At 71.5% G+C, this 23,197-nt stretch carries 19 protein-coding genes and 2 tRNA genes; 17 read left to right on the forward strand and 4 right to left on the reverse strand.

Features of this window, described 5'->3' with window-relative positions; genetic code table 11:
- Positions 1-30: 30 nt before the first annotated feature.
- From rsfS to ACZ6SQ_RS11185, 3 genes are all read left to right on the forward strand, one after another.
- Positions 31-474: a ribosome silencing factor gene (gene rsfS, locus ACZ6SQ_RS11175; protein WP_386378472.1), complete on the forward strand. Its 444-nt coding sequence runs from the start codon at positions 31-33 to the stop codon at positions 472-474.
- The gene (locus ACZ6SQ_RS11180) at positions 474-1,145 is read left to right on the forward strand and encodes a histidine phosphatase family protein (protein ID WP_469559363.1); all 672 of its coding nucleotides are present in this window, start codon (positions 474-476) and stop codon (positions 1,143-1,145) included. Before rsfS ends, ACZ6SQ_RS11180 begins: the two co-directional genes overlap by 1 nt.
- A 115-nt stretch (positions 1,146-1,260) precedes the next feature.
- Positions 1,261-1,333, forward strand: a tRNA-Ala gene (locus ACZ6SQ_RS11185).
- A 56-nt stretch (positions 1,334-1,389) separates the two neighbouring features.
- Here the strand turns inward: ACZ6SQ_RS11185 and ACZ6SQ_RS11190 are convergent.
- Positions 1,390-2,250 (reverse strand): helix-turn-helix transcriptional regulator, encoded by an 861-nt coding sequence (locus ACZ6SQ_RS11190; RefSeq protein ID WP_469559365.1) that lies wholly within the window; start codon positions 2,248-2,250, stop codon positions 1,390-1,392.
- Between the two features lie 229 nt (positions 2,251-2,479).
- Between ACZ6SQ_RS11190 and ACZ6SQ_RS11195 the strand changes: the two genes are divergently transcribed.
- The 4 genes from ACZ6SQ_RS11195 to ACZ6SQ_RS11210 all read left to right on the forward strand — a co-directional run bounded on the left by ACZ6SQ_RS11195 (position 2,480) and on the right by ACZ6SQ_RS11210 (position 4,569).
- Complete coding sequence (locus tag ACZ6SQ_RS11195) at positions 2,480-3,844, forward strand: MFS transporter (protein ID WP_469559601.1); 1,365 nt, start codon at positions 2,480-2,482, stop codon at positions 3,842-3,844.
- Between the two features lie 69 nt (positions 3,845-3,913).
- The gene (locus ACZ6SQ_RS11200) at positions 3,914-4,090 is read left to right on the forward strand and encodes a hypothetical protein (protein ID WP_469559367.1); all 177 of its coding nucleotides are present in this window, start codon (positions 3,914-3,916) and stop codon (positions 4,088-4,090) included.
- A 3-nt stretch (positions 4,091-4,093) separates the two neighbouring features.
- The gene (locus tag ACZ6SQ_RS11205) at positions 4,094-4,327 is read left to right on the forward strand and encodes a hypothetical protein (protein ID WP_003976229.1); all 234 of its coding nucleotides are present in this window, start codon (positions 4,094-4,096) and stop codon (positions 4,325-4,327) included.
- Between the two features lie 169 nt (positions 4,328-4,496).
- Positions 4,497-4,569, forward strand: a tRNA-Ala gene (locus tag ACZ6SQ_RS11210).
- Positions 4,570-4,747: 178 nt separating this feature from the next.
- On the opposite strand, the gene ACZ6SQ_RS11215 is transcribed toward ACZ6SQ_RS11210, so the two are convergent.
- Positions 4,748-6,361, reverse strand: a complete 1,614-nt coding sequence (locus ACZ6SQ_RS11215) for an NADH-ubiquinone oxidoreductase-F iron-sulfur binding region domain-containing protein (RefSeq protein ID WP_469559370.1) — start codon at positions 6,359-6,361, stop codon at positions 4,748-4,750.
- Positions 6,358-7,602 carry a cytochrome b/b6 domain-containing protein gene (locus tag ACZ6SQ_RS11220; RefSeq protein WP_469559372.1) on the reverse strand — a complete coding sequence of 415 codons (1,245 nt, stop codon included), beginning with the start codon at positions 7,600-7,602 and terminating at the stop codon, positions 6,358-6,360. Before ACZ6SQ_RS11220 ends, ACZ6SQ_RS11215 begins: the two co-directional genes overlap by 4 nt.
- A gap of 446 nt (positions 7,603-8,048) precedes the next feature.
- Here ACZ6SQ_RS11220 and leuS point away from each other — a divergent pair, with 446 nt between their 5' ends.
- The 9 genes from leuS to ACZ6SQ_RS11265 all read left to right on the forward strand — a co-directional run bounded on the left by leuS (position 8,049) and on the right by ACZ6SQ_RS11265 (position 20,012).
- On the forward strand, positions 8,049-10,922 hold the full coding sequence (gene leuS, locus ACZ6SQ_RS11225; RefSeq protein WP_469559374.1) for a leucine--tRNA ligase: 2,874 nt from the start codon (positions 8,049-8,051) through the stop codon (positions 10,920-10,922).
- 425 nt (positions 10,923-11,347) lie between these two features.
- On the forward strand, positions 11,348-12,061 hold the full coding sequence (locus ACZ6SQ_RS11230; protein ID WP_469559378.1) for a hypothetical protein: 714 nt from the start codon (positions 11,348-11,350) through the stop codon (positions 12,059-12,061).
- Between the two features lie 81 nt (positions 12,062-12,142).
- Positions 12,143-12,988: a DegV family protein gene (locus ACZ6SQ_RS11235; protein ID WP_469559381.1), complete on the forward strand. Its 846-nt coding sequence runs from the start codon at positions 12,143-12,145 to the stop codon at positions 12,986-12,988.
- Between the two features lie 579 nt (positions 12,989-13,567).
- A complete protein-coding gene (locus ACZ6SQ_RS11240; protein ID WP_469559384.1) occupies positions 13,568-14,392 on the forward strand; it encodes a ComEA family DNA-binding protein in 825 nt (274 codons plus the stop codon).
- A gap of 155 nt (positions 14,393-14,547) precedes the next feature.
- The gene (locus tag ACZ6SQ_RS11245; protein WP_469559603.1) at positions 14,548-17,091 is read left to right on the forward strand and encodes a ComEC/Rec2 family competence protein; all 2,544 of its coding nucleotides are present in this window, start codon (positions 14,548-14,550) and stop codon (positions 17,089-17,091) included.
- Between the two features lie 4 nt (positions 17,092-17,095).
- Positions 17,096-17,917, forward strand: coding sequence for an arylamine N-acetyltransferase family protein (locus tag ACZ6SQ_RS11250; RefSeq protein WP_469559386.1), 822 nt, complete (start codon positions 17,096-17,098; stop codon positions 17,915-17,917).
- Positions 17,918-18,103: 186 nt separating this feature from the next.
- Positions 18,104-18,349, forward strand: a complete 246-nt coding sequence (locus ACZ6SQ_RS11255; protein ID WP_469559391.1) for a hypothetical protein — start codon at positions 18,104-18,106, stop codon at positions 18,347-18,349.
- A 210-nt stretch (positions 18,350-18,559) separates the two neighbouring features.
- Positions 18,560-19,546 carry a DNA polymerase III subunit delta gene (holA, locus tag ACZ6SQ_RS11260; RefSeq protein WP_469559394.1) on the forward strand — a complete coding sequence of 329 codons (987 nt, stop codon included), beginning with the start codon at positions 18,560-18,562 and terminating at the stop codon, positions 19,544-19,546.
- 67 nt (positions 19,547-19,613) lie between these two features.
- Positions 19,614-20,012, forward strand: a complete 399-nt coding sequence (locus tag ACZ6SQ_RS11265) for a nuclear transport factor 2 family protein (protein WP_386378458.1) — start codon at positions 19,614-19,616, stop codon at positions 20,010-20,012.
- Between the two features lie 426 nt (positions 20,013-20,438).
- Here the strand turns inward: ACZ6SQ_RS11265 and rpsT are convergent, their stop codons facing one another.
- Positions 20,439-20,705: a 30S ribosomal protein S20 gene (gene rpsT, locus ACZ6SQ_RS11270; RefSeq protein WP_386378457.1), complete on the reverse strand. Its 267-nt coding sequence runs from the start codon at positions 20,703-20,705 to the stop codon at positions 20,439-20,441.
- A gap of 222 nt (positions 20,706-20,927) precedes the next feature.
- Between rpsT and lepA the strand changes: the two genes are divergently transcribed.
- On the forward strand, positions 20,928-22,793 hold the full coding sequence (gene lepA, locus ACZ6SQ_RS11275; RefSeq protein WP_469559399.1) for a translation elongation factor 4: 1,866 nt from the start codon (positions 20,928-20,930) through the stop codon (positions 22,791-22,793).
- Positions 22,794-23,197 lie beyond the last annotated feature (404 nt).

Raw genomic sequence — 23,197 nt, forward strand, 5'->3', positions numbered from 1 at the left:
GTCAAGTGACCGCCGACGGAAAGCCATGTAGTGACCGCCACCGACCGTTCCATCGAGCTCATCACCACCGCCGCCCAGGCGGCCGCCGACAAGCTCGCCCATGACGTCATCGCCTACGACGTCAGCGACGTCCTGTCGATCACGGACGCCTTCCTGCTGGCGTCCGCACCCAACGACCGCCAGGTCAAGTCGATCGTCGACGAGATCGAGGAGCGGCTCCAGAAGGAGCTCGGTGCCAAGCCGGTGCGCCGCGAGGGCGACCGCGAGGCCCGCTGGATCCTGCTCGACTACGTCGACATCGTCGTGCACGTCCAGCACAGCGAGGAGCGCGTCTTCTACGCCCTGGAGCGGCTGTGGAAGGACTGCCCCGAGCTGGAGCTGCCCGCCGACGCCAAGGCCACCCGCGGCAAGGCCAAGGAGCACGCCGAGCTGAAGGCCGCCGAGGAAGCGGCCGACACGGGCGGTGAGTGGTGATGACCACACCGGGTGCCGGCGCCGCCCGGACGCCCGGCCGCGGCCGCCGCATCATCCTGTGGCGCCACGGCCAGACCTCCTGGAACGTGGAACGCCGCTTCCAGGGCACCACGGACGTCGAGCTCACCGAGACCGGCGTGGCCCAGGCCCGCCGCGCCGCCCGGCTGCTCGCCTCCCTGAGCCCCGACGCGATCGTCTCCTCCGACCTCCAGCGGGCCGCGAACACGGCCGCCGAGCTCGCCGTGCTCACCGACCTGGACGTCGCCCGTGACGAGGCGCTGCGCGAGACGTACGCGGGCGTCTGGCAGGGGCTGACGCACGACGAGATCATCGCCCGCCACGGCGAGGAGTACGCCGCCTGGAAGCGTGGTGAGCCGGTGCGCCGCGGCGGCGGCGAACTGGAGACGGAGGTGGCCGACCGGGCCGCTCCCGTCGTGCTGCGGCACGCCGACAAGCTGCCCGAGGACGGCACGCTCGTCGTCGTCAGCCACGGTGGCACCATCCGGACCACCATCGGCCGCCTGCTCGGCCTGGCACCGCACGACTGGGAGAGCCTCGGCGGTCTCTCCAACTGCTGCTGGTCCGTCCTCGGCCAGGGCGCCCGCGGCTGGCGCCTGCTGGAGCACAACGCCGGCACCCTGCCGGAGCCGGTTCTCGGCGACGACGACTGAGCGACAGCACCCGCTCACCGCGCCCGTGACCCCTCCGGGGGCCCGGATTTCACTTTCCGGCAGGTCGCAGGCTAAAGTTCTTCTTGTTCGCCCCCGCCGAGCGGGAAGAACGCAAGGGGCTATAGCTCAGTTGGTAGAGCGCCTGCATGGCATGCAGGAGGTCAGGAGTTCAATTCTCCTTAGCTCCACACAATGACTCTCTGTCGAGTTGTCAAAGAGCAGTGAGCGAAGATCCCGTCCCCGGTCAGGGGGCGGGATTTTTCGTGGGCTCACGCGGGCGGAGCTCCCGCAGCACCGCCATCCCGCGCACCGTCCCCTCGTCGTCGGGGGTGTAGACGACGATCCGGCACTCCGGCATCCCGTCGATCGACAGCGACTGGGACGTCATCCGCAACTCGCCCACCAGCGCGTGCCGGAAGGCCTTCACGCGGCGTCCGGGCTGGCGTACGTCGCCGGACTCCCACAGCCGCGCGAACAGCGGGCTCGCGGCCGACAGCCGGCGTATGAAGTGCTCCCAGGCCGGCTCCCCGCAATGGGTGCCGTAGGCCGCGCGCAGGGTGGCCACCATGAACGGAAGCTCCTCCTCCCGGAACAGCAGCCGACAGGTCTCCTGAGGGCTGTTGAACAGCGTCCACAGTGCGTTGGGCGCCTCGGGCAGCCCGTCGTCGGCGTAGAACAGGTCGCGGTAGGGGGCGTTGGTGGCGAGGATGTCGTAGCGCGCGTTGTAGACCACGGCCGGGCGCGGGACGAGGGCGTCGAGGATGCCCTGGATCTCGGCGCCCACCGCGCGCGTGGGCGGCGTCGGCGCGGACGCGTACGGTACTTCGGCCAGGTGGTACAGATGCTCCCGCTCGGGCGCGTCCAGCCGCAGGGTGCGTGCCACGGCGTCCAGCACCTGTGCGGAGGCGTTGATCGGGCGGCCCTGTTCCAGCCAGGTGTACCAGGTCACGCCGACCCCGGAGAGCTGGGCGACCTCCTCCCGGCGCAGCCCAGGGGTGCGGCGCCGCAGGCCGGGCGGCATCCCCACGTCCGCCGGAGTCACCCGGGCGCGCCTGCCGCGCAGGAAGGCGGCCAGCTCCGGCCTACGGCGGTGTGTCGTCGTCATCGTCACGTCCCCCCAGTCGTCACGTCCTCATCGTCGGCAGTGCGGCCCGGTCTTGCCAGGTGCTGCCAGTACCAGCATCGGCGGGCTCTCGGCACCCGTATCGGAGGGCCGTCAGGCTCCGGGCATGACGACTACTCCCCGAACGGGCCCGGTTTCCGATCCCGTCTCAAGTCCTGTGGCCAGTAAAGCGCCTGGCACTGACAACGGCTCCCGGCCGCTGCTCGCGGTCGTGCTCGCGGCCATGTTCATGGCCCTGCTCGACGTCTTCATCGTGAACGTCGCGGCCCCCACGATCAGTTCCGACCTGAGCGCCTCGGGCGCCGACCTGCAACTGGTGATCGCCGGGTACACCATCTCGTACTCGGTGCTGCTCATCACCGGAGCCCGGCTCGGCGACCGGCTGGGGCACGGCCGTGTCCATCTCGCCGGGCTCGGGGTGTTCACGGCCGCCTCGCTCGCCTGCGGACTGGCGCAGGACGCGGAGCAGCTCATCGCCTTCCGGCTGGTGCAGGGCGCCGGGGCGGCGCTGATGATCCCGCAGGTGCTCAGCCTGATCCAGCGCACCTTCACCGGGGAGGCGCGGGCGCGGGCCCTCGGCGCCTTCTCGGCGGTCCTCGCCGTCGGCGCGGCCGCCGGCCAGATCGTGGGCGGTGTGCTGGTCAGCGCGGACCTGTTCGGGTTCGGCTGGCGGCCGGTGTTCCTGGTGAACGTGCCGGTGGGCCTCGCCCTGCTGGCCGCCGGGCGGCGAGTGCTGCCGCGAGGCGGGGCACCGGCCGGCGAACCTGCGCGGGCGCTCGACGTCCCCGGCCTGGTGCTCCTCGGCGCGGCCGTGTCGCTGCTCACGGTGCCGCTGGTGCTCGGCCAGGAGACGGACTGGCCGCTGTGGTCATGGCTGTCCCTGGGCGCGGCCGTGCTGGTCTTCGCGCTGTTCTGCGGCTACGAGACGTGGCTCGCCCGGCGCGGCGGCGCCCCGCTCATCGCGCCGCGGGTGCTGAGGCATCCCGGCATGCCCCTGGCCGTCGTACGGATTCTGGCGGTGACGGCGGTCAACGCGGGCTTCCTTTTCACCCTCACCCTGCATCTCCAGGGTGGGCTCGGCCACAGTGCGCTGCGGACCGGGCTCAGCTTCGTGCCCACCGCCGTGGTCTTCGGGGTGGTCGGGCTGACCTGGCGGAGCTGGCCCGACTCCTGGCAGCGGGCGCTCACGCCCGTCGGGTTCGCGCTCATCGTGCCGGGGCTGGCAGGGGCGGGCTGGGCGCTCCAGGACGGCGGGGACGGGGGAGTGGCGCTGTACCCGGCCTTCGCCGTCGTGGGCGTCGGGCTGGCGCTCGCCTACAGCCCCACGCTGACCCGGGCGCTGGCCACCGTGCGGCCCGAGGACGCCGCCGACGCCAGCGGTTTGCTGGCCACGGTCACCCAGCTCGGCCAGGTGATCGGCGTCGCGGCCTTCGGCACGCTGTTCCTGAACCGCCTTGAGTCACTCGGTGCCCCGGGGGCGTATACCTCTGCGGAGGCGCTGTGGGTGTGCGTGTGCGCGCTGGCCGGGACCGCCGTGGTGGGCGCTGTGTCCGGACCGGTACTACGGCGTCGCTGACCGTATTGGTCCGGGCGTGGCAGAATCAGACGGCCGGAAGGGGGCGCGACCCGACGGGAGGGAGTAGCGATGCCTGCGAGCATCCTCGGGGAGGTCGGTGACCTCCTCGGAGAAGCAGCGTTGATACGGAACAAAGCCACCCGGCTCGACTGCCCCTCCTGCGGTTCCGCGCATGTCGCGCAAGTGCTCGGCGACAACGGCGGGATCTCCTACGTGTGCACGGCCTGCGGCCACAGCTGGAGCTGATCGATGGGTGCACACAGGCGGAAGTGCGACTGGTGCGGCAGCGGTACGCCGATCGTCCGTGACATGGAACCGGTGAACCCCGACTACCAGTACTGGTGCGAGGAATGCGCGCGGGCGCTGATCATAAAAGGCGACCCGATCGAGACCTACAGGGAGCTGGAGGGTGAGCCGATCTACGGCCGCCTCCTGGAGGAGCACTGCACCCTCAAGCGGTTCTACTCGTTCGTCACGGCCTGACGCCGGGACCTGGCGGTCCCGGGTCGGGTCCCGGCCCAGTTTCGGACATTCGGGGCGTAAGGCGGTAGAGCGGAAACGATTTGGTGTTCCACCAGGGGGACCGTGTAATGTTCTCTCTGTCGCCGCGAGGGAAACCCGCAAGGGAAACGAGGCGGACGGCACACCGCGAGGGGCTATAGCTCAGTTGGTAGAGCGCCTGCATGGCATGCAGGAGGTCAGGAGTTCAATTCTCCTTAGCTCCACAGCAGATCCCGCCGGATCGGAAATGATCCGGCGGGATCTTTTTTTGCGTTCGGGTGTCGCGAGGGCGCGTCCGGCCCGCGCGCGTAGAGCGTCCGTCGACGGAGTTCAGCACCTTCGAGCAGCGCACGTCCGGCCCGCGCGCGCGTAGAGCGTCCACGCGCGCGCGTGCGGCTCGGCTCAGCGGCCCAGTGCGCGCCGGCCGCGGCCCTGGGACAGCACCGGCAGGTTGTTGCGGGCCGGCGCCTGTGCGCGGGTGTCCTCCTCGATGCGCAGAGCCAGGGCGGGGCAGCGACGCACCGCGCGTAGAGCCTTCGCCTCGGCGGGGCGGGGCACCGTGGCCTGGGCGACGGTCGGGAAGCCGTCGGCGCCCAGCTCGAAGACCTCCGGCAGGATGTCCGCGCACAGGCCGTGGCCCCGGCAGAGCGTCCAGTCGACGAAGATCTTCTGGCGGCTGGGGCCGTTCTCCTCGGCCTCGCTGCCGCCCGGGATGCCCGTCGGGGCCCTGCCGCCCTCGAAGAGCGGCAGAACGCCCGCCACGGGCCGTCCGCAGCCGTTCCCGAGGACGTGCGCGGCGAGGTCGTCGGTGAAGGCCTTGATCGTCGACTCCAGGAACATCGCGGAGCCGTCCGGGTGCGAGCACGCGCCGCGCCGCTTCACATTCCTCGCGACCTGCTTCACGGCCTCCAGGGCGGCCGGACCGCCGCCGTTGAGGATGTCCTCCATCCCGCGCGCGGCGGCGGGCAGCCCCAGGTAGCAGGGGCCGCACTGGCCGGCGCTCTCCTCGGCCAGCCACTGCGCCACGCGCAGCGACTCGCCCAGCGGGCAGGTGTCCTGGCTGATCGGCAGGATCGCACCGGCGCCCAGCGAACCGCCCACCGCGTCGAGGGAGTTGCGGGAGACGATCGCCTCGTTCACGGTCGCCGCGTCGATCCACTTGCCGTGGTAGCCGCCGGTGAGCACGCCCTGCGGCACCGGCGGCGCCCCGGCCAGCTGGAGGACGTAGCGCAGCGGAACGCCCGTGGGGACCTCGATCACCATCGGGCGGGCCACCGCGCCGGACACGGTCAGCATGACCGTGCCGGGCTCGTCGTACAGGCCCGTGTTGCTGTAGCGCTCCGGGCCGATGCGGGCGGCGATGGCCAGCTGGGCGAACGTCTCGGCGTTCGACAGCAGGGTGGGTGCGCCGCCCACGCCGGTCTGCGAGGCGCTGATCTTGCGGCCCGGCGGGACCGCCGGGCCGCCGTCGATCGAGCGGATCAACGACGCGGCGGCGCCGGTGACCATGCGTACCGGGTTGCGCTGCACGCGTGCGCGCAGCGCGGACCGTCGTCCGTTGTTCAGGCCGCGCTCGGCGAGCGCGGCCTCCATCGAACGCTGGGTGGACTCACGGGTGACCCCGATGACGAGCGTGCGGGCGCCGAGGGCCTCCGCGCACAGCAGCGCGCCGTCCAGGATCAGGTGAGGGGCACGGTTGATCATCACCGTGTCCTTGCGGCAGGCCGGCTCGTCCTCACTGCCGTTGACGACGACGACCGGCCGTACGCCGCGCTTGATCGCCGATTCGGCGACCGAGCGCAGCTTCTTGTGGAAGGGGAAGCCCGCGCCGCCGCGGCCCCTGAGGTTGATGCGTTCGGCGAGCTGGGCGAGCTGCTCGCCGCCCATCGGCTCGAGCGGCCCGTGCACCTTCAGGTGCATGGGCAGATCGAGCCGTTCGACAAGGTCGAAGCCAGACGTGAGCTGCGGAAGTCCTACGACGCGGACTTCCGGGACGTCGGGCAGGGCCTCGTTCACTTAAAGCCTCCGGAGGGCGTGTTCCAAGGTTCGCCCGAACCCGGTGCCTCGTAGTCGTAGGAGGCACCGGGGAATGGTTCTGTGGCGGGACCGCTGTTGTACGTGTCACCCGCGTTGTACGTGCCGTAGACGGTGTTCGACTCATTCGTGTCGTACACGTCACTGGAACCGTAGGTTCCGGCGCCCGGATTGCCATAGGTCGGGATGGTGTATCCCGTGTCGTTGAGCGGGTCGTAGGACGAGGGCGGTGCCTCTCCCACCGGCGGCGGGGAGGGGATGGGCCAGGAACCGGTGGTGTTGTCCACGCGTGGGAGCGCCTCAGTGGGGGCGCTGAAGTCGGCGAGATCCATCCGCGCGGTCTCGTCGGCGGCCACGGAGCCACCCGGACGCGGGGGCGTCGAGACCGCCCGGTAGGCGGCCGCGAAGCCGTTCGCGGGCTCGGTGGGCGCGTTGAAGGACTCGGGGGCCGGACGCTGCCCGTTCTCGCGGGTGCGCGGCCCGGACTCGGCCGTGCGGGCGCGGCTGGCGTCCAGGTCCTCGAGGCCCGGCCTGTCGTCGTTGCCGATCAGCGCGGTGATGCGGTCGGCGATCTTCCGCTTGACCGGGCGGGGAGCCGCGCGCAGGGCCAGGGCGGCGGTGACGCCGGCGAGGGACAGGCCGTAGAGGATGATGAAGATCGGCTTCGCCTCACGGCCGGCGTACAGGCCGTGCAGCAGGGCGGCGCACCAGGCCGGGTAGGCGAGCATGTGCATGGCCCGCCAGCGGGCGGCGACGGGCGCCGGAGAGGCGAACGCGCTGCGCAGCGCTCCCGTGATGCCGACGAAGATCATCATCAGGCCGGCCATGGAGCCCAGGCCGATCAGGCCCGCGCTGCCGGTGACGCCGAGCGAGAAGGGGATCACCGCGGCGACCAGGTCGACATGGTCGAGGGCGAGTTTGGTGGTGACGTGCAGCAACAGGAACGCGATCGAGGCGACCGCGGTGGTGCGGTGCACCGCCTGGCCGACGATCCGCTGGCGCGTGTTGAGGAAGATGCGGTCCTGGGCGACCAGGCCCCAGATCACCGAGCAGCTGAGTGACACGAGAGACAGCACGCCGGCGCCGAAGTTCAGGAAGTCGCGGACCTGGTCGCCTCCGATCAGGACGACCACGGGGATGAGGAACAACATGGCAGCCGTCGCGGCCCCGTAGGCCGAGCGGCCGGGTTTGGCGAGCGAGCTGTTACTACGTCGAGGGTTCATGGGGGCAACTCCGAGCGGTTCGGGAAAGCGGTCCCGAGGCGGAACTCTAAGTGGCTCTGATACCGACGAGTACGGGGTTTGAGTTATTGCGCTGTTATCAAAGGACAATGAGCTTGTTGTGATGCCCCTTAGTGACTGTTACGCGAAGTAATCATTGACTATGGTTCAGCTTTGACTGTGTGTGACGAGTGTGATCTTCACGACTCCCGGCGGTGACACTGTGTGAAGTTGCGGTCGCGTAAGGCCGTCGCAAGCCCCTACAGGGCTGCGGTACCCTGACGCCATGCGTGCCGTACGCCTTCTGCTTAGCGAGCCGCGCTGATCAGTCCCGGCCCCGGGCGAACCGAGAGGCCGGAGTCGGCGCGGCGTCCCCTCCTGTGCGAGGGGATTTTTCGTTTCCGAAATGGCAGCCGCTGGCAGAGACGATCGATGGAGCTTTGAGGATCATGAGCGAGACGACCCCCGCTGCCGCCGCCGAGGTGGCGGCGCCGCACCGCTACACGGCCGCGATGGCCGCGGACATCGAGGCACGCTGGCAGGACTTCTGGGACGCAGAGGGCACCTACGCCGCGCCCAACCCGAGCGGTGACCTGGCGGGTGACCCCGAGCTGGCCGCCCGGCCCAAGAAGTTCATCATGGACATGTTCCCGTACCCCTCGGGCGCCGGCCTGCACGTCGGCCACCCCCTGGGCTACATCGCCACCGACGTCTCCGCCCGCTTCCAGCGGATGACCGGGCACAACGTCCTGCACACCCTGGGCTTCGACGCCTTCGGCCTGCCCGCCGAGCAGTACGCCGTGCAGACCGGCACGCACCCGCGCGTGTCCACCGAGGCCAACATCGCCAACATGAAGGCCCAGCTGCGCCGGCTGGGCCTGGGCCACGACAAGCGCCGGTCGTTCGCCACGATCGACCCGGACTACTACAAGTGGACCCAGTGGATCTTCCTGCAGATCTTCAACTCCTGGTACGACGACGAGGTCCGCAAGGCCCGCCCGATCGCCGAGCTGATCGCCCAGTTCGAGTCCGGTGAGCGGACCGTACCGGGACACACGCGCGCGTGGAACGAGCTGACCGCCGCCGAGCGCGCCGACGTCCTGGGCGAGTTCCGCCTGGCCTACGCCTCCGAGTCCCCGGTCAACTGGTGCCCCGGCCTGGGCACCGTCCTGGCCAACGAGGAGGTCACCGCCGACGGCCGTTCCGAGCGCGGCAACTTCCCGGTCTTCAAGGCCAAGCTGCGCCAGTGGAACATGCGGATCACCGCGTACGCCGACCGGCTGCTGGACGACCTGAACGAGCTGGACTGGCCCGAGGCCATCAAGCTGCAGCAGCGCAACTGGATCGGCCGCTCCGAGGGCGCCCGCGTCGACTTCCCGATCGACGGCGAGCGCATCACCGTCTTCACCACCCGCCCCGACACCCTGTTCGGCGCGACCTACATGGTGCTGGCGCCCGAGCACCCGATGGTCGAGAAGTTCACCCCGGCCGCCTGGCCCGAGGGCACCCACGACGTGTGGACCGGCGGGCACGCCACGCCGGCCGAGGCCGTCGCCGCCTACCGCGCGCAGGCCGCCTCCAAGTCCGACGTGGAGCGGCAGGCCGAGGCCAAGGACAAGACCGGTGTCTTCACCGGCGCGTTCGCCACCAACCCGGTCAACGGCGAGCAGGTCCCGGTCTTCATCGCCGACTACGTCCTGATGGGCTACGGCACCGGCGCGATCATGGCCGTACCGGCGGGCGACCAGCGTGACTTCGAGTTCGCGCGCGCCTTCGAGCTGCCGATCACCTGCATCGTCGAGCCCACCGACGGCCGCGGCACGGACACCTCGGTCTGGGAGAACGCCTTCTCCTCCTACGAGGCGAAGATCATCAACTCCACCGGTGAGGGCATCTCCCTGGACGGCCTGCCCGTCCCGGAGGCCAAGGCGCGCATCACCGAGTGGCTGGAGCGCAAGGGCATCGGCGAGGGCACCGTCAACTTCCGCCTGCGCGACTGGCTGTTCAGCCGCCAGCGTTACTGGGGCGAGCCCTTCCCGATCGTCTACGACGAGGACGGTGTCGCCCACTCGCTGCCCGAGTCGATGCTGCCGCTGGAGCTGCCCGAGGTCGAGGACTACAGCCCGCGCACCTTCGACCCGGACGACGCGGACACCCAGCCCGAGACGCCGCTGTCGCGCAACGAGGAATGGGTCAACGTCACCCTGGACCTGGGCGACGGTCCGAAGAAGTACCGCCGCGAGACCAACACCATGCCCAACTGGGCCGGTTCCTGCTGGTACGAGTTCCGCTACCTGGACCCGCACAACGACCGGCAGCTGGTCGACCCGGCCATCGAGCAGTACTGGATGGGCCCGCGCGAGGGCCTGCCGCACGGCGGTGTCGACCTGTACGTCGGCGGTGCCGAGCACGCCGTGCTGCACCTGCTGTACGCGCGCTTCTGGTCGAAGGTCCTGTTCGACCTGGGCCACGTCTCCTCGGCCGAGCCGTTCCACAAGCTGTTCAATCAGGGCATGATCCAGGCCTACGTCTACCGCGACAGCCGCGGCATCGCGGTGCCTGCCGCCGAGGTGGAGGAGCGCGACGGCGCGTACTACTTCGAGGGCGAGAAGGTCTCCCGTCTGCTGGGCAAGATGGGCAAGTCCCTGAAGAACGCCGTCACTCCGGACGAGATCTGCGCCGAGTACGGCGCCGACACGCTGCGGCTGTACGAGATGGCGATGGGCCCGCTGGACGTCTCGCGCCCCTGGGACACGCGTGCCGTGGTCGGCCAGTTCCGTCTGCTGCAGCGGCTGTGGCGCAACGTCGTCGACGAGAACACCGGCGAGGTCACGGTCGTCGACACCGAGGCCGACGAGGACACGCTGCGTGCCCTGCACAAGGCGATCGACGGCGTGCGCGGCGACCTGGAGGGCATGCGCTTCAACACCGCCATCGCCAAGATCACCGAGCTGAACAACCACCTGACCAAGGCGGGCGGGGCCGTCCCGCGGCCCGTGGCCGACGCGCTGGTACTGCTGGCCGCGCCGCTGGCCCCGCACATCGCCGAGGAGCTGTGGCGCAAGCTGGGCCACACCGGTTCCGTCGTCCACCAGGACTTCCCGGTGGCCGACCCGGCCTACGTGGTGGACGAGACGGTCACCTGCGTCGTCCAGATCAAGGGCAAGGTCAAGGCCCGCCTGGAGGTGCCGCCGGGCATCTCCGAGGAGGAGCTGGAGAAGGCCGCGCTGGCCGACGAGAAGGTCGTCGCGGCGCTGGACGGCGCGGCCGTCCGCAAGGTGATCGTGCGGGCGCCGAAGCTGGTGAACATCGTCACCGGGTGACGGTGGTCGTCATCGGATGACGGTGGCGGCCGCGGGCGGTCGGGCGGTCGTGGCCGGGTGCTGTCGGTTCTGAGTGCCGGATCCGGGGCTGTGGACGTCGGTGTGGAGTGCCGGGGTCGGTGGCTGTCCCGGTCGGTGTGGAGTGCCGGGGCCGGTGGCTGTGCCGGTCGGCTCCCCGGCAGGTTGGGGCGGCCGTGCCGATCGGGTCCGGGCGCCGGTACTCGCGGCTGCGCCGATCGGATCGGGTGCCGGTCCCGGTGGCTGTCGTCGCAGGTGAGCGGCGGTGCCGTCGGACGGTGGCCGGGGAGTCGGGGTAGTCCCCTACGGGCAGGTTCGGGGTTCCGTTGGAACTCCGGGCCTGCCCTTTGCGTTTACCGTTTGAAGTGCGGCGCGGAGCGTGCCGCGGCAGGCGGAGGAGGAGCACCGTGGAAGCAGTGGTCGCAGTGGTGGTACTGCTCTTCGCGCTGTTCCTGGCAGCCGGTGCCTACGCGGCGGTGAAGGCGGTCGGCGCCGCCAAGCGCGGGGTGGACCGCACCCTCACCCAGGCCCGCCGCACGGTCGAGAACCACACCCTGCGGGCGAAGTCCTTCGCGGCCCCGGGCCCCGCGGGCGAGATCGCCCAGCTCCGTCTGACGCTGCGCACCTCGATGCGGGCCACACAGGACGCCCTGCACGCGGGCGTGGCCGAGGACGAGTCCCTCAAGGAGTCCCTCGCCCTCTTCGAGCGGCTCAGCGCGCACGGCCACGAGCTGGACGCCGAACTCCGGCGCCTGGAGTCGGAGCCCGACCGGGCCACGCTCGCCGAGCGCCTGCCCGCGCTGCGCGAGCGCACCGAACGCATCATCGGCTCCGCCGACTCCCTGCGCTGGGCGGCCCGCGACCGGGCCCGCCGCTTCGCCGAGGACGACCTCGACTCCCTGAGCACGCAGATCGACCTGGAGGCGGGCGCCCTGCGGCACTGGACGACGACGGACTCGGCGACCCCGCCGCCCTCGTGGTCCGACTCGTCCGCCACCACCGAAGGGGCGGCCCGCCCTCCCCGCCCCGCCGAGGAACCCGCCCAGCCCGCCATCACCCCGCCCGGGGTGCGCCCCACCTACCCCTGGCAGAAGAAGCCCCGCCCCGAGAGCACCACCTGAGCGCACCCGAACACGTCACCGGAGCCCCGCTGAGCGGGGCCGGACTGCCGCACGAGCGCTACGCCAGGTAACCTCCAGCTCATGTCCCGCCATGTCGCGATCGTCACTGATTCAACGGCCTACCTGCCGCAGAGGACGATGGAGCGTCACGGCATCACCGCGGTGCCCCTGACCGTGGTGCTCGGTGACCAGGCACTCGAAGAGGGCACCGAGATCTCCACTCGTTCCCTCGCCCAGGCGCTGCAGAAACGACGCCCCGTCACCACCTCACGCCCCGGCCCGGAGATGTTCGCGCGGCACTACCGCGAGGTCGCCGAGTCCGGGGCCACCGGCATCGTCTCGCTCCATCTGTCCGCGGAACTGTCCGGCACCTACGACGCGGCGGTCGTCGCGGCCCGTGAGGCGCCCGTGCCGGTGCGGGTGGTGGACACCGGCATGGTCGCCATGGCGCTCGGATTCTGCGCGGTCACCGCGGCCGAGACGGCCGAGTCGGGCGGCACGATGGACGACGCCGTCGCCGCCGCGGAGAAGCGCGCCGCCGGTACCACGGCCTACTTCTACGTCGACACCCTCGACTTCCTGCGCCGGGGCGGGCGGATCGGAGCCGCCCAGGCCCTCTTCGGCTCCGCGCTCGCCGTGAAGCCGCTGCTCCAGCTCGAAGGGGGCCGCATCGGCCCGCTGGAGAAGGTCCGTACGGCGTCGAAGGCGATCGCCCGGCTGGAGACACTCGTCGTCGAACGAGCCGGTGCCGCACAGGTCGACATCGCCGTCCACCACCTCGCCGCCCCCGAACGGGCCGGTGCCCTCGCGGATCGTCTGCAGGAGCGGGTGCCGGGACTGGTCGACCTGCACGTCAGTGAGGTGGGCGCGGTGATCGGGGCGCATACGGGTCCGGGGCTGTTGGGGGTCATCATCTCGGTGCGCTGAGTCCTCGGTGCGCTGAGTCCTTGGCACTCTGAGTGCTCGGAGGGCTTGGGCCGTCGCGGGGGCGCCGACGGGTTGCGCGGGTTCGCGCCGAAGCCGGTCGGTGGCTCGGGTTCGTGCCCATGCCGGCCGGTTGCCCGGTTTCGCGTCAGGTCGGCCGGTGGCTCGGGGTGCCGTCAGAACCGGCGGCGACCAGCTGGCGTCACCCTCGCGCGTGGTGGAGTTTTCCACAACCAGTGGATCGTCCACGGAACTTGACCAAGATCATCGCGGGACGTCGCCATGCCTGATCCTCGTGGCATGGCACTTCGATCACATCCACGTACACCGTCCGCGACCAGTGGCCCCGGCCGGGGTCCGTCCTCCGACGGCCGCGTGCGTCACCGGCGTCGGCCCACCCGGGCCCGGCACGGAAGCAGCTCCGCCGATGAACTGCGGCGGCGCGCCGCGTCGTTGTTCGCCGAGCCGTCGGCCGGGCGCGTCGAGACGGGGGCGGGGCCGCCACGGGCGGTTCATCCGAGGGCGCGGGCAGGAAGTCCGGAGGCCGGGGACGAGTTACCTGTCTCGGAGGAAGGCGGCCCGGTGCCCGTGCCGGTGCCCGTGCCGGTGCCCGGCCCGGTCTCTGCGACCGACGGCAGTGAGGTCGCGGGCCGTCCGGGTCCCGAGGAGGACTACGGGGATCTGCTGCGGCGCCGGGCGGGGCTCGCGCTGCGGGAGCGGATGCCGGTGTGGTTGCAGTCGCGGTGCGGGCTGGAGCGCCGGAGCGTGGTCGCGCTGGCGGTGGTCCTTGTCGTGGCGGCGGGGCTCGCGGGGCAGCACTTCTGGAGCGGCCGCACCCAGCCGGTGGCGGCACCCGAGGTGGTGCGCGCGGCCGACTCCTATGTGGAGGAACGGACGGATTCCACCGCCGCCGAGCCCGGTGGCTCCTCGTCCGGGGGCGGCGCACGGGTCGGCGCGCCCCCGGCGGAGATTGTGGTCGACGTCAGCGGCAAGGTCCGAGAACCCGGCATCCACCGGCTGCCCGCCGGGTCACGGGTCGCCGACGCGCTCCAGGCCGCGGGGGGAGTGCGGCCCGGTACGAAGCTCGACAGCCTCAACCGGGCCCGGTTCCTGGTGGACGGCGAGCAGGTGATCGTCGGAGGCCCGGCCGGCGCGGCGCCGGGGGGCGTGATGGGCGGAGCCGTGCCGGGAGCCGTGCCACCCGCGGGACCGGCGGCGCCGGTGTCGCTCGGCACGGCCACGGTCGAGCAGTTGGACGGGCTGCCGGGAGTGGGGCCCGTGCTGGCCCAGCACATCATCGACTACCGCACACAGCACGGGGGCTTCCGCTCGGTCGACGAGCTGCGAGAGGTCAACGGCATCGGTGAGCGCCGTTTCGCCGACCTGCGGAACCTGGTGCGGCCGTGATCCCCGACGAGACCGCGCTCCCCTCTCGGGTGGGCCACGCCGACCGGGCCGGTTCCACCGCTCCCACGCCTGCCGTCGCACGGGGCAGCCTCGTTGCCACGGGAGGCGCCCTCGCCGTCGGAGGGGGCGCCTCGACCCCTCCCGACCGCCGCGCCGTGCACAGCGGCTCCGGCAGACGTCTCGGATCCGCCCACCCCCGGCACGAGGAGGCGCCCGCGGACCTGCGGCTCGTGCCACCCGCGCTCGCGGCCTGGGCGACCGCGGCACTGACGCTCGGCGCAGCGCCGGGGTGGGTCATGGCCGTGGCCGCTGTCAGCGTCGCCGTGGCCGGTGGGCTGCTGTCGGTGTGGGGGCGAGGGGCCGGCGGAACTGGGCGGCGTCACTGGTCGGTGGCTGCCGTGCTGCTCTGTGCGGCCGCGGCCGCCGCATCGGCCGGACTGCACGGGGCCGACCCGCGGAGGGGGCCCGTGCCGGGGCTGGTGCGGCAGTACGCGACCGTGACCGCCGACGTCGAGATCACGTCCGATCCCCGGCTCTCCAGACCGCGTGTCCGAGGTAACCACATGGCGCCCGGGGTCGTGCTCGTCGACGCCGAGGTGCGCGAGGTCCTGGCGCCGGGCGGGACCGCGGCGGTGACGCGTACGCCCGTGCTGATGATGGTCGACGCGCGGGAACGCGGTGCCACCCCGGCTGTCGGCGCCGGAGGGCCGGTCTCCTCGCCCTGGCTGCGGCTGCTGCCGTCGACCCGGTTGAGGGTGACCGGGCGGCTGGCGCCTGCGCTGATGGGCGCGGACCGGATCGCGGGAGTGCTGCGAGTACGGGGGTCTGCCCCCGAGGTGACGGCGATGCCGTCGGCGCACCAGCGTCTCGCGGGCCGGCTGCGCGCCGGGCTGCGAGAGGCCACCGACGGGCTTCCGGCCGACGCGCGGGCACTGCTGCCGGGGCTGGTGGTCGGGGACACCTCCCGGATCACGCCGGAACTGGACGAGGCGTTCAAGGACACGGACCTCACGCATCTGCTGGCCGTGTCCGGCAGCAACCTGACCATCGTGCTGGCGCTGCTGCTCGGCCCGCCGGGGCTGGCACAGCGGGCCGAGCGCCGTGGGCTCGCCCCGCGGCTGGGGATTCCCCTGCGGAGCACCGCGGTGCTGGGGGGAGGGCTGACGCTGGCGTTCGTCGTGGTGTGCCGGCCCGATCCGAGTGTGCTGCGGGCGGCCGCCTGCGGGACCGTCGTGCTGCTGGCCCTGGTCACGGGACGCCGTAGATCGCTGATCCCGGCGCTGGCGACGGCGGTGCTGTTGCTGGTGCTGTACGACCCCTGGCTGACCCGCAGTTACGGGTTCCTGCTGTCGGTGCTGGCCACGGGAGCCCTGCTGACGGTCGCGCCGCGCTGGAGTGCGGGGCTGAGGCGACGGGGCGTTCCCCCGAGGGTGGCCGAGGCGCTGGCCGCGGCGGGGGCGGCGCAGGCGGTGTGCGCGCCGGTCGTGGTGGTGCTGTCGGCGCGGGTCAGCCTGGTGGCGGTGCCGTGCAACCTGTTCGCGGAGTTCGCGGTGGCACCGGCCACGGTGCTGGGGTTCGCCGCGCTGGCGGTGGCGCCGGTGGCGATGCCGGTGGCCAAGGGCATTGCTTGGGTGGCGGGTTGGCCCGTCGGGTGGATCGCCGACGTCGCCCGGGCCGGGGCGGCGCTGCCCGGTGCGGGAATGGACTGGCCGCGCGGCTGGCCCGGGGCGGTGCTGCTGGCGCTGGTCACGGCGGTGGTGGTGTTGCTGGGCAGACGGCTGTCGGGGCGGCCGTGGCTGTGCGCGGTCTGCGGGGTGCTGTTGCTGCTCGTGGTGGTGCGGCCGCCGCCGCTGACCAGGGCGATCACGGGCTGGCCGCCGCCGGGCTGGCGGCTGGCGATGTGCGATGTCGGGCAGGGGGACGCGCTGGTGCTGGCGGCGGGTGCGGGCAAGGGGGTGGTGGTGGACGCGGGGCCCGATCCGGAGCCCGTCGACCGGTGTCTGCGGGCGCTCGGGGTCGCGGAGGTGCCTCTCGTGGTGCTGACGCACTTCCACGCGGATCATGTGGCCGGCCTGCCGGGTGTTCTGCGGGGCCGGGCGGTGGGGGCGATCCAGACGACCGGGTTCGAGGAGCCGGTCGAGCAGGTGGAGTTCGTGCGCAGGGAGGCGGCCGCACGGCGGATTCCGGTCACGCGGGCGGTGGCGGGCGAGCGGCGGCGTACCGGGGATCTGTCCTGGGAGGTGGTGTGGCCACCGCCCCCGGCAGCGCCCCCGGGGCCTGGCGCCGGACCGTTCGCCCGGGTGCCGATGCCGGTTCCGACACTGGAGCCCGAGGGGCCGAACGACGCGAGTGTCGCGTTGCTCGTGCGGTCTGCCGGACTGCGGATGCTGCTGCTCGGAGACCTCGAACCACCGGCCCAGCGGGCGCTGTTGAGGTCGTCGGCGGCGGTGCGGTTCGAGGGGGTGGACGTGCTGAAGGTCGCCCATCACGGATCCGCGTACCAGGATCCGGAGCTGATACGGCTTGCTGCGCCCAGGCTGGCGCTCATCTCGTCGGGAGCGGACAACCCGTACGGCCACCCGGCTCCGGGCACCGTCGGGGCGCTGCGACGGCAGGGGGCGGTGGTGCTGCGAACGGATACCGGCGGCGCGATTGCGGTGGTCGGAGAGGGCGGGGAGGTGCGAGTGGCGCGAGACTGAAGGCATGAATTCCGAAGAGGTTGAGGCCTATCTCGCTCGCATCGGGGCCGAGTACCCGGCGTGGCCCACTGTCGACGTCCTGCGCGATCTGCATCTGCGGCATCTGCGGACCGTGCCCTTCGAGAACCTGTCGATCCACCTCGGCGAGGAGATCGCCCTGGAGGAGAAGCGGTTGGTGGACAAGGTCGTGGGCGCGCGCCGAGGCGGGTTCTGCTACGAACTCAACGGTGTCTTCGGGGCGTTGCTGACGGCATTGGGGTTCGACGTGGCGTACCTCGCTGCGCGGGTCTACGGCAAGGAGGGGCGGCTCGGGATTCCGTACGACCATCTCGCGCTGCGGGTGCGGACGGTGGACGGGGGAGCGTGGCTGGCGGACGTCGGGTTCGGGGCGCACAGTCATCTGCCGTTGGAGTTCGAGGCGCGGGGTGAACAGGTCGACCCCGGTGGGGTGTTCCGGATCGTCGAAGCGGGAGGGGGCGTGCCGGGGCAGCGGGGCGACGGCCCGGACTTCGGGGACCTGGACGTGTTCCGGGACGGGCAGCCGCAGTACCGGCTGGAGGTGCGGTCGCGGGCGCTGGAGGAGTTCGCGGTCGGGGTGTGGTGGCACAGCACCTCACCGCAGTCCCACTTCCAGCGGTCGCTGGTGTGCTCGCGGCTCACGGAGGACGGAGGGCGGATCACGCTCAGCGGGCGGAACCTGACCGTGACGTCGGTGGGCGGAAGCCGTGAGGTGAGCGAGCTGGGGACGGACGAAGAGGTGCTCGCGGTGTACCGGGAGAGATTCGGGATCGAGCTGGACCAGGTCCCGGTGGTGCGGAAGGACTGAAGGACTGGAGGGGCTCTGCCGGCGTCGGCCGGCCCGCGGGCACCTCCCTGGGGCCCCTGGGCGGGCGGAGGCGGCCGGTCCTGACCCCGAGGCGGAGGCGGCCGGCTCCCGAGGCCGGTGGCCGGGTCGTGACGGGAGGACGACCCGTGTGCCCGAGGGGTGAACGTGTACCGGAAAATGGGCTCCGTGAGCGATGTGAGACATGTGCTGGTGCTGCCCGACCGCGATACGGCGGAGGAGGTGGCCGAGGCGTTGGGGGAGCGGTTCGGGCTCGACGAGGAGCCGCGGCTGGTGCGGGACGCGTTGGCGGGGGAGGACGACGCCGAGGACGCGCAGTGGCTTGTCGTTCTGAGGGACGAAGAGGGGCGGCTGGATGCCCGGGAGCTGGACGAGTTCGCCGGGGAGTGGGAGGGCTGGCGGGAGGAGCCGTAGCCCCGCCGGGCGGGTGGCCGGGCTGTGGTTCCGACGGCCGGGCAGCCCACAGGCCGGGCAGCCCACCGGCCCGGCCCCTCCCCACCTCGTGCCGCCCCTTCCCACCGGCCCCTCCCCACCTCGTCCCGCCCCTTCCTGGTCCGCCCGGTCCGTCCGCCCCCCGGCCCGCTCCCGTCCTCGATGTCAGTGGGGCATGGGATGCTTGGGGCAATGGCCAGGAAAGCTGCGAATGACGACCCCCTCGCCCCGGTGACGCTTGCCGTGGGGCAGGAGGAGCTGTTGCTCGACCGTGCCGTGCAGGAGGTGGTGGCCGCTGCCCGGGCCGCCGACGCGGACACGGACGTGCGGGATCTGAATCCGGACCAGTTGCAGCCGGGGACGTTGGCGGAGCTGACCAGTCCGTCGCTGTTCGCCGAGCGCAAGGTCGTCGTCGTGCGCAACGCGCAGGATCTGTCGGCCGACACGATCAAGGACGTGAAGTCCTACCTCGGAGCGCCCGCCGAGGAGATCACACTGGTGCTGCTGCACGCGGGCGGCGCCAAGGGCAAGGGCCTGCTGGACGCTGCGCGCAAGGCCGGGGCGCGTGAGGTGGCCTGCCCCAAGATGACCAAGCCGGCCGACCGGCTGGCCTTCGTGCGGCAGGAGTTCCGCGCGCAGGGGCGGTCCGCGACGCCCGAGGCCTGTCAGGCGCTGGTCGACGCGATCGGCAGTGATCTGCGGGAGCTGGCCTCCGCCGTGTCGCAGTTGGTCGCCGACGTGGAGGGGACGATCGACGAGGCGGTCGTCGGGCGGTACTACACCGGGCGGGCCGAGGCGTCGAGCTTCACCGTGGCGGACCGGGCCGTGGAGGGACGGGCGGCAGAGGCGCTGGAGGCGTTGCGGTGGTCGCTGGCCACCGGTGTGGCCCCGGTGCTGATCACCAGCGCGCTGGCGCAGGGCGTGCGGGCGATCGGCAAGCTGTCCTCCGCGCGCGGGGGCCGGCCCGCCGATCTCGCACGCGAGCTGGGCATGCCGCCGTGGAAGATCGACCGGGTGCGGCAGCAGATGCGGGGATGGACCCCGGACGGCGTGGCCTTCGCGCTGCGGGCCGTGGCCGAGGCGGACGCGGGTGTGAAGGGCGGCGGGGACGACCCGGAGTACGCGTTGGAGAAAGCGGTCGTGGCCGTCGCGAGGGCCGCGCGTTCCAGAGGACGGTAGGCGCGCGGGGGAGGAGAATCGTCCGTGTCAGCCGTCCGTCGCCGGACACGGAAAGGTGGCGATCGCCATGGCTGAGCACGCGCACGCCAAGCTCGTCCGCGAGGGCTACGAGGCCTTCCAGCGCGGGGACATGGACGCCCTGCGCGGCATGATGACCGGGGACTGTACGCACCACGTACCGGGCTCCGGCGCGCTCTCCGGGGACTACAAGGGGATCGACGCGGTCCTCAACGACTACTACGCCAGGCTGTACTCGGAGACGGGCGGCACGTTCAAGGTCGAGTTGCGCAATCTGTTCGTGGACGGCCGTGGGCATGTCATGTCCGTGCACCACTTCACCGCGGACCGGAACGGCATGCACATCGACCAGATGGGCGGCATCATTTTCCGGGTCGTCGGAGAGAAGATCAGCGACCTCGACGAGTGTGTGGCGGACATGGCGGAGAACGACCAGTTCTGGATGTGAGTGCCGCCGGTAGCGCCGGGGCCGGTTGCCGATCCGACCGGCCCCGCCGCCCGCCGCGCACACCCGACGCCCGACCCGCCCGACGCACACCCGACGCCCGACCCGCCCGACGCCCGACCGCCCGACGCGCGCCCGCCGCCCGACGGTAAGCCCGCCCGCCCTGCGGCCGACGGCGGCCGCCCCGCCCCCACCCTCGCTCCATGCCGAAGGCCCCGGCTCCCGCCCTGGGGAAGGGCGGAAGGCCGGGGCCTTCGGATCAAGCAGGTTCAAGCAGGTCAAGCTAGAAGGAGCAGCGCCCGCGTGGCGAACGCAGGCCGCGCGCCGCTCCGGGGTGCCGGTCGGGGGCGGATGAGAGAGGGCCCGCCCTGGGTCCTTCCGGCGAAGGGAGCTCCGGGCAGGCCCGGAGATCCGTCAGATCAGAAGGGTTCAGCCCTTGAGGGTCTCGACCTTGGAAGCAAGCGCCGACTTCTTGTTGGCGGCCTGGTTCTTGTGGATGACGCCCTTGGAGACGGCCTTGTCGAGCTGACGCGCGGCGGCGCGCTGGTACTCGGTGGCCTTCTCGACGTCACCCGCGGCGGCGGCCTCGCGGGCCTTGCGGATCGCGGTCTTCAGGGAAGACTTGACGGCCTTGTTGCGCTGCCGGGCCTTCTCGTTGGTCTTGATCCGCTTGATCTGGGACTTGATGTTCGCCACGAATGAGCCTTTTCAGGTTCTGGTGCGGGGCCACGGCGGGTCCCGTACCGGTGATTACTTGGGGTTGCGCCTCGCGCTGAGAGGGCATGAGGCACAGCCACCCAGAGTACCAGCGGCCCACCAGGTGGCCCAAACCGGCTTCCGGTCGCCACGCGTGGGACCATGGAGGCTACGTATCGATCCGACCCGAGGCACAAGGCGCCTCAAGAGACAGGACCCTGCGTGCCCGCGACCCCTAACAATGTGCCCGAGCCGAGCCGTACCGACCCGGCTCTGATCCGCAACTTCTGCATCATCGCGCACATCGACCACGGCAAGTCCACGCTCGCCGACCGGATGCTCCAGCTGACCGGTGTGGTCGAGCAGCGGCAGATGCGCGCTCAGTACCTCGACCGCATGGACATCGAGCGCGAGCGCGGCATCACGATCAAGTCCCAGGCCGTGCGTCTGCCGTGGGCTCCCACCCATGACAAGAGCAAGACGCACATCCTCAACATGATCGACACCCCCGGGCACGTCGACTTCACCTACGAGGTCTCACGGTCGCTCGCCGCCTGTGAGGGGACCGTCCTCCTCGTCGACGCCGCCCAGGGCATCGAGGCGCAGACCCTCGCCAACCTCTACCTGGCGATGGAGAACGACCTCACGATCATCCCGGTGCTCAACAAGATCGACCTGCCGGCCGCGCAGCCCGAGAAGTTCGCCGAGGAGCTGGCCAACCTGGTCGGCTGCGACCCGAGCGACGTCCTCAAGGTCTCCGCGAAGACCGGCCTCGGCGTCGACGCCCTGCTCGACAAGGTCGTCGCCGAGGTCCCCGCGCCGGTCGGCGTCAAGGACGCCCCCGCCCGCGCGATGATCTTCGACTCGGTCTACGACTCCTACCGGGGCGTGGTCACGTACGTCCGTGTCATCGACGGTCAGCTCAACAAGCGTGAGCGGATCCGGATGATGTCGACCGGCGCGACGCACGAGCTGCTGGAGATCGGTACCAACTCGCCCGAGATGCTGCCCGCCGACGGCCTCGGCGTCGGTGAGGTGGGCTACCTCATCACGGGTGTGAAGGACGTCCGCCAGTCCAAGGTCGGTGACACCGTCACCAGCCAGGCCAAGGGCGCCACGGAGGCGCTCGGCGGCTACAAGGACCCGAAGCCGATGGTCTTCTCCGGTCTGTATCCGCTGGACGGCTCGGACTACCCCGAGCTGCGCGAGGCCCTCGACAAGCTCCAGCTCAACGACGCGGCCCTGGTCTACGAACCGGAGACCTCCGCGGCCCTCGGCTTCGGCTTCCGCGTCGGCTTCCTCGGCCTGCTGCACCTCGATGTGATCCGGGAGCGGCTGGAGCGCGAGTTCGGCCTCGACCTGATCGCCACCGCGCCCAACGTGGTCTACCGCGTCGTCATGGAGGACCGCACCGAGCACGTCGTCACCAACCCGAGTGAATTCCCCGAGGGCAAGATCAGCGAGGTGTACGAGCCCGTCGTACGCGCCACGATCCTCGCCCCGACCGAGTTCATCGGCTCGATCATGGAGCTGTGCCAGACCCGGCGCGGCACCCTGCTCGGCATGGACTACCTCTCCGAGGACCGGGTGGAGATCCGCTACACCCTCCCCCTCGCGGAGATCGTCTTCGACTTCTTCGACCAGCTGAAGTCCAAGACCCGCGGCTACGCCTCCCTGGACTACGAGCCCACGGGCGAGCAGACCAGCTCCCTGGTCAAGGTCGACATCCTGCTGCACGGCGACAAGGTGGACGCCTTCTCGGCGATCACCCACAAGGACGCCGCGTACGCGTACGGGGTGCGGCTCGTCGCCAAGCTGCGCGAGCTGATCCCGCGGCAGGCCTTCGAGGTGCCGATCCAGGCCGCCATCGGCTCCCGGGTGATCGCCCGCGAGACCATCCGCGCCATCCGCAAGGACGTCCTCGCCAAGTGTTACGGCGGTGACATCTCCCGTAAGCGGAAGCTGCTGGAGAAGCAGAAGGAAGGCAAGAAGCGGATGAAGATGGTGGGCTCCGTGGAGGTGCCGCAGGAGGCCTTCATCGCGGTGCTCTCCAGCGACGAGAGCGGCGGGTCGAAGCCCAAGAAGTAACCGGCGGTCACGGCCCGCGGGCTGCGTGGACGCCGTCGTCGAGAGGCCCGTCGTACGAAAGTGCGGCGGGCCTCCGGCGTGTCGGAGGGCGTGCGCGGCGGGGGTGTCGGGTACGTCTTGGCCGGTCGCCGGGTGCGTTCGCGGGGGACGGGCCGGCGGGTCGTCGCCCGGGTGCCGGGGGGCGTCTTCGCAGGACCGGCACGTTCGTGTCCGACCGACCGGCGGGTACGTGTCTGTAGGAAGTGACAGGCCGCACACCCTTACGCAGGAGCCGATCGGGCTCTAACCTGTCCCTGCTCGATAGTTACTCGCGAGTTAAACAAGGACTCGTGGGTGAGAACCAAGCCGCAGTGTTGGCGCTAGCCGCCCTGAGCCAGCCGCATCGTCGCGGGCCCCGGAGGATG

It is taken from the genome of Streptomyces sp. NPDC048600 (assembly GCF_055587025.1).

What these genes read in the sequence shown, in the direction of transcription:
- ACZ6SQ_RS11180 (WP_469559363.1), top strand. Translation starts at nt 474, where the DNA reads ATGACCACACCGGGTGCCGGCGCCGCCCGGACGCCCGGCCGCGGCCGC.
- ACZ6SQ_RS11190 (WP_469559365.1), bottom strand. Translation starts at nt 2,250, where the DNA reads ATGACGACGACACACCGCCGTAGGCCGGAGCTGGCCGCCTTCCTGCGC.
- ACZ6SQ_RS11200 (WP_469559367.1), top strand. Translation starts at nt 3,914, where the DNA reads ATGCCTGCGAGCATCCTCGGGGAGGTCGGTGACCTCCTCGGAGAAGCA.
- ACZ6SQ_RS11205 (WP_003976229.1), top strand. Translation starts at nt 4,094, where the DNA reads ATGGGTGCACACAGGCGGAAGTGCGACTGGTGCGGCAGCGGTACGCCG.
- ACZ6SQ_RS11220 (WP_469559372.1), bottom strand. Translation starts at nt 7,602, where the DNA reads ATGAACCCTCGACGTAGTAACAGCTCGCTCGCCAAACCCGGCCGCTCG.
- leuS (WP_469559374.1), top strand. Translation starts at nt 8,049, where the DNA reads ATGAGCGAGACGACCCCCGCTGCCGCCGCCGAGGTGGCGGCGCCGCAC.
- ACZ6SQ_RS11235 (WP_469559381.1), top strand. Translation starts at nt 12,143, where the DNA reads ATGTCCCGCCATGTCGCGATCGTCACTGATTCAACGGCCTACCTGCCG.
- ACZ6SQ_RS11250 (WP_469559386.1), top strand. Translation starts at nt 17,096, where the DNA reads ATGAATTCCGAAGAGGTTGAGGCCTATCTCGCTCGCATCGGGGCCGAG.
- holA (WP_469559394.1), top strand. Translation starts at nt 18,560, where the DNA reads ATGGCCAGGAAAGCTGCGAATGACGACCCCCTCGCCCCGGTGACGCTT.
- ACZ6SQ_RS11265 (WP_386378458.1), top strand. Translation starts at nt 19,614, where the DNA reads ATGGCTGAGCACGCGCACGCCAAGCTCGTCCGCGAGGGCTACGAGGCC.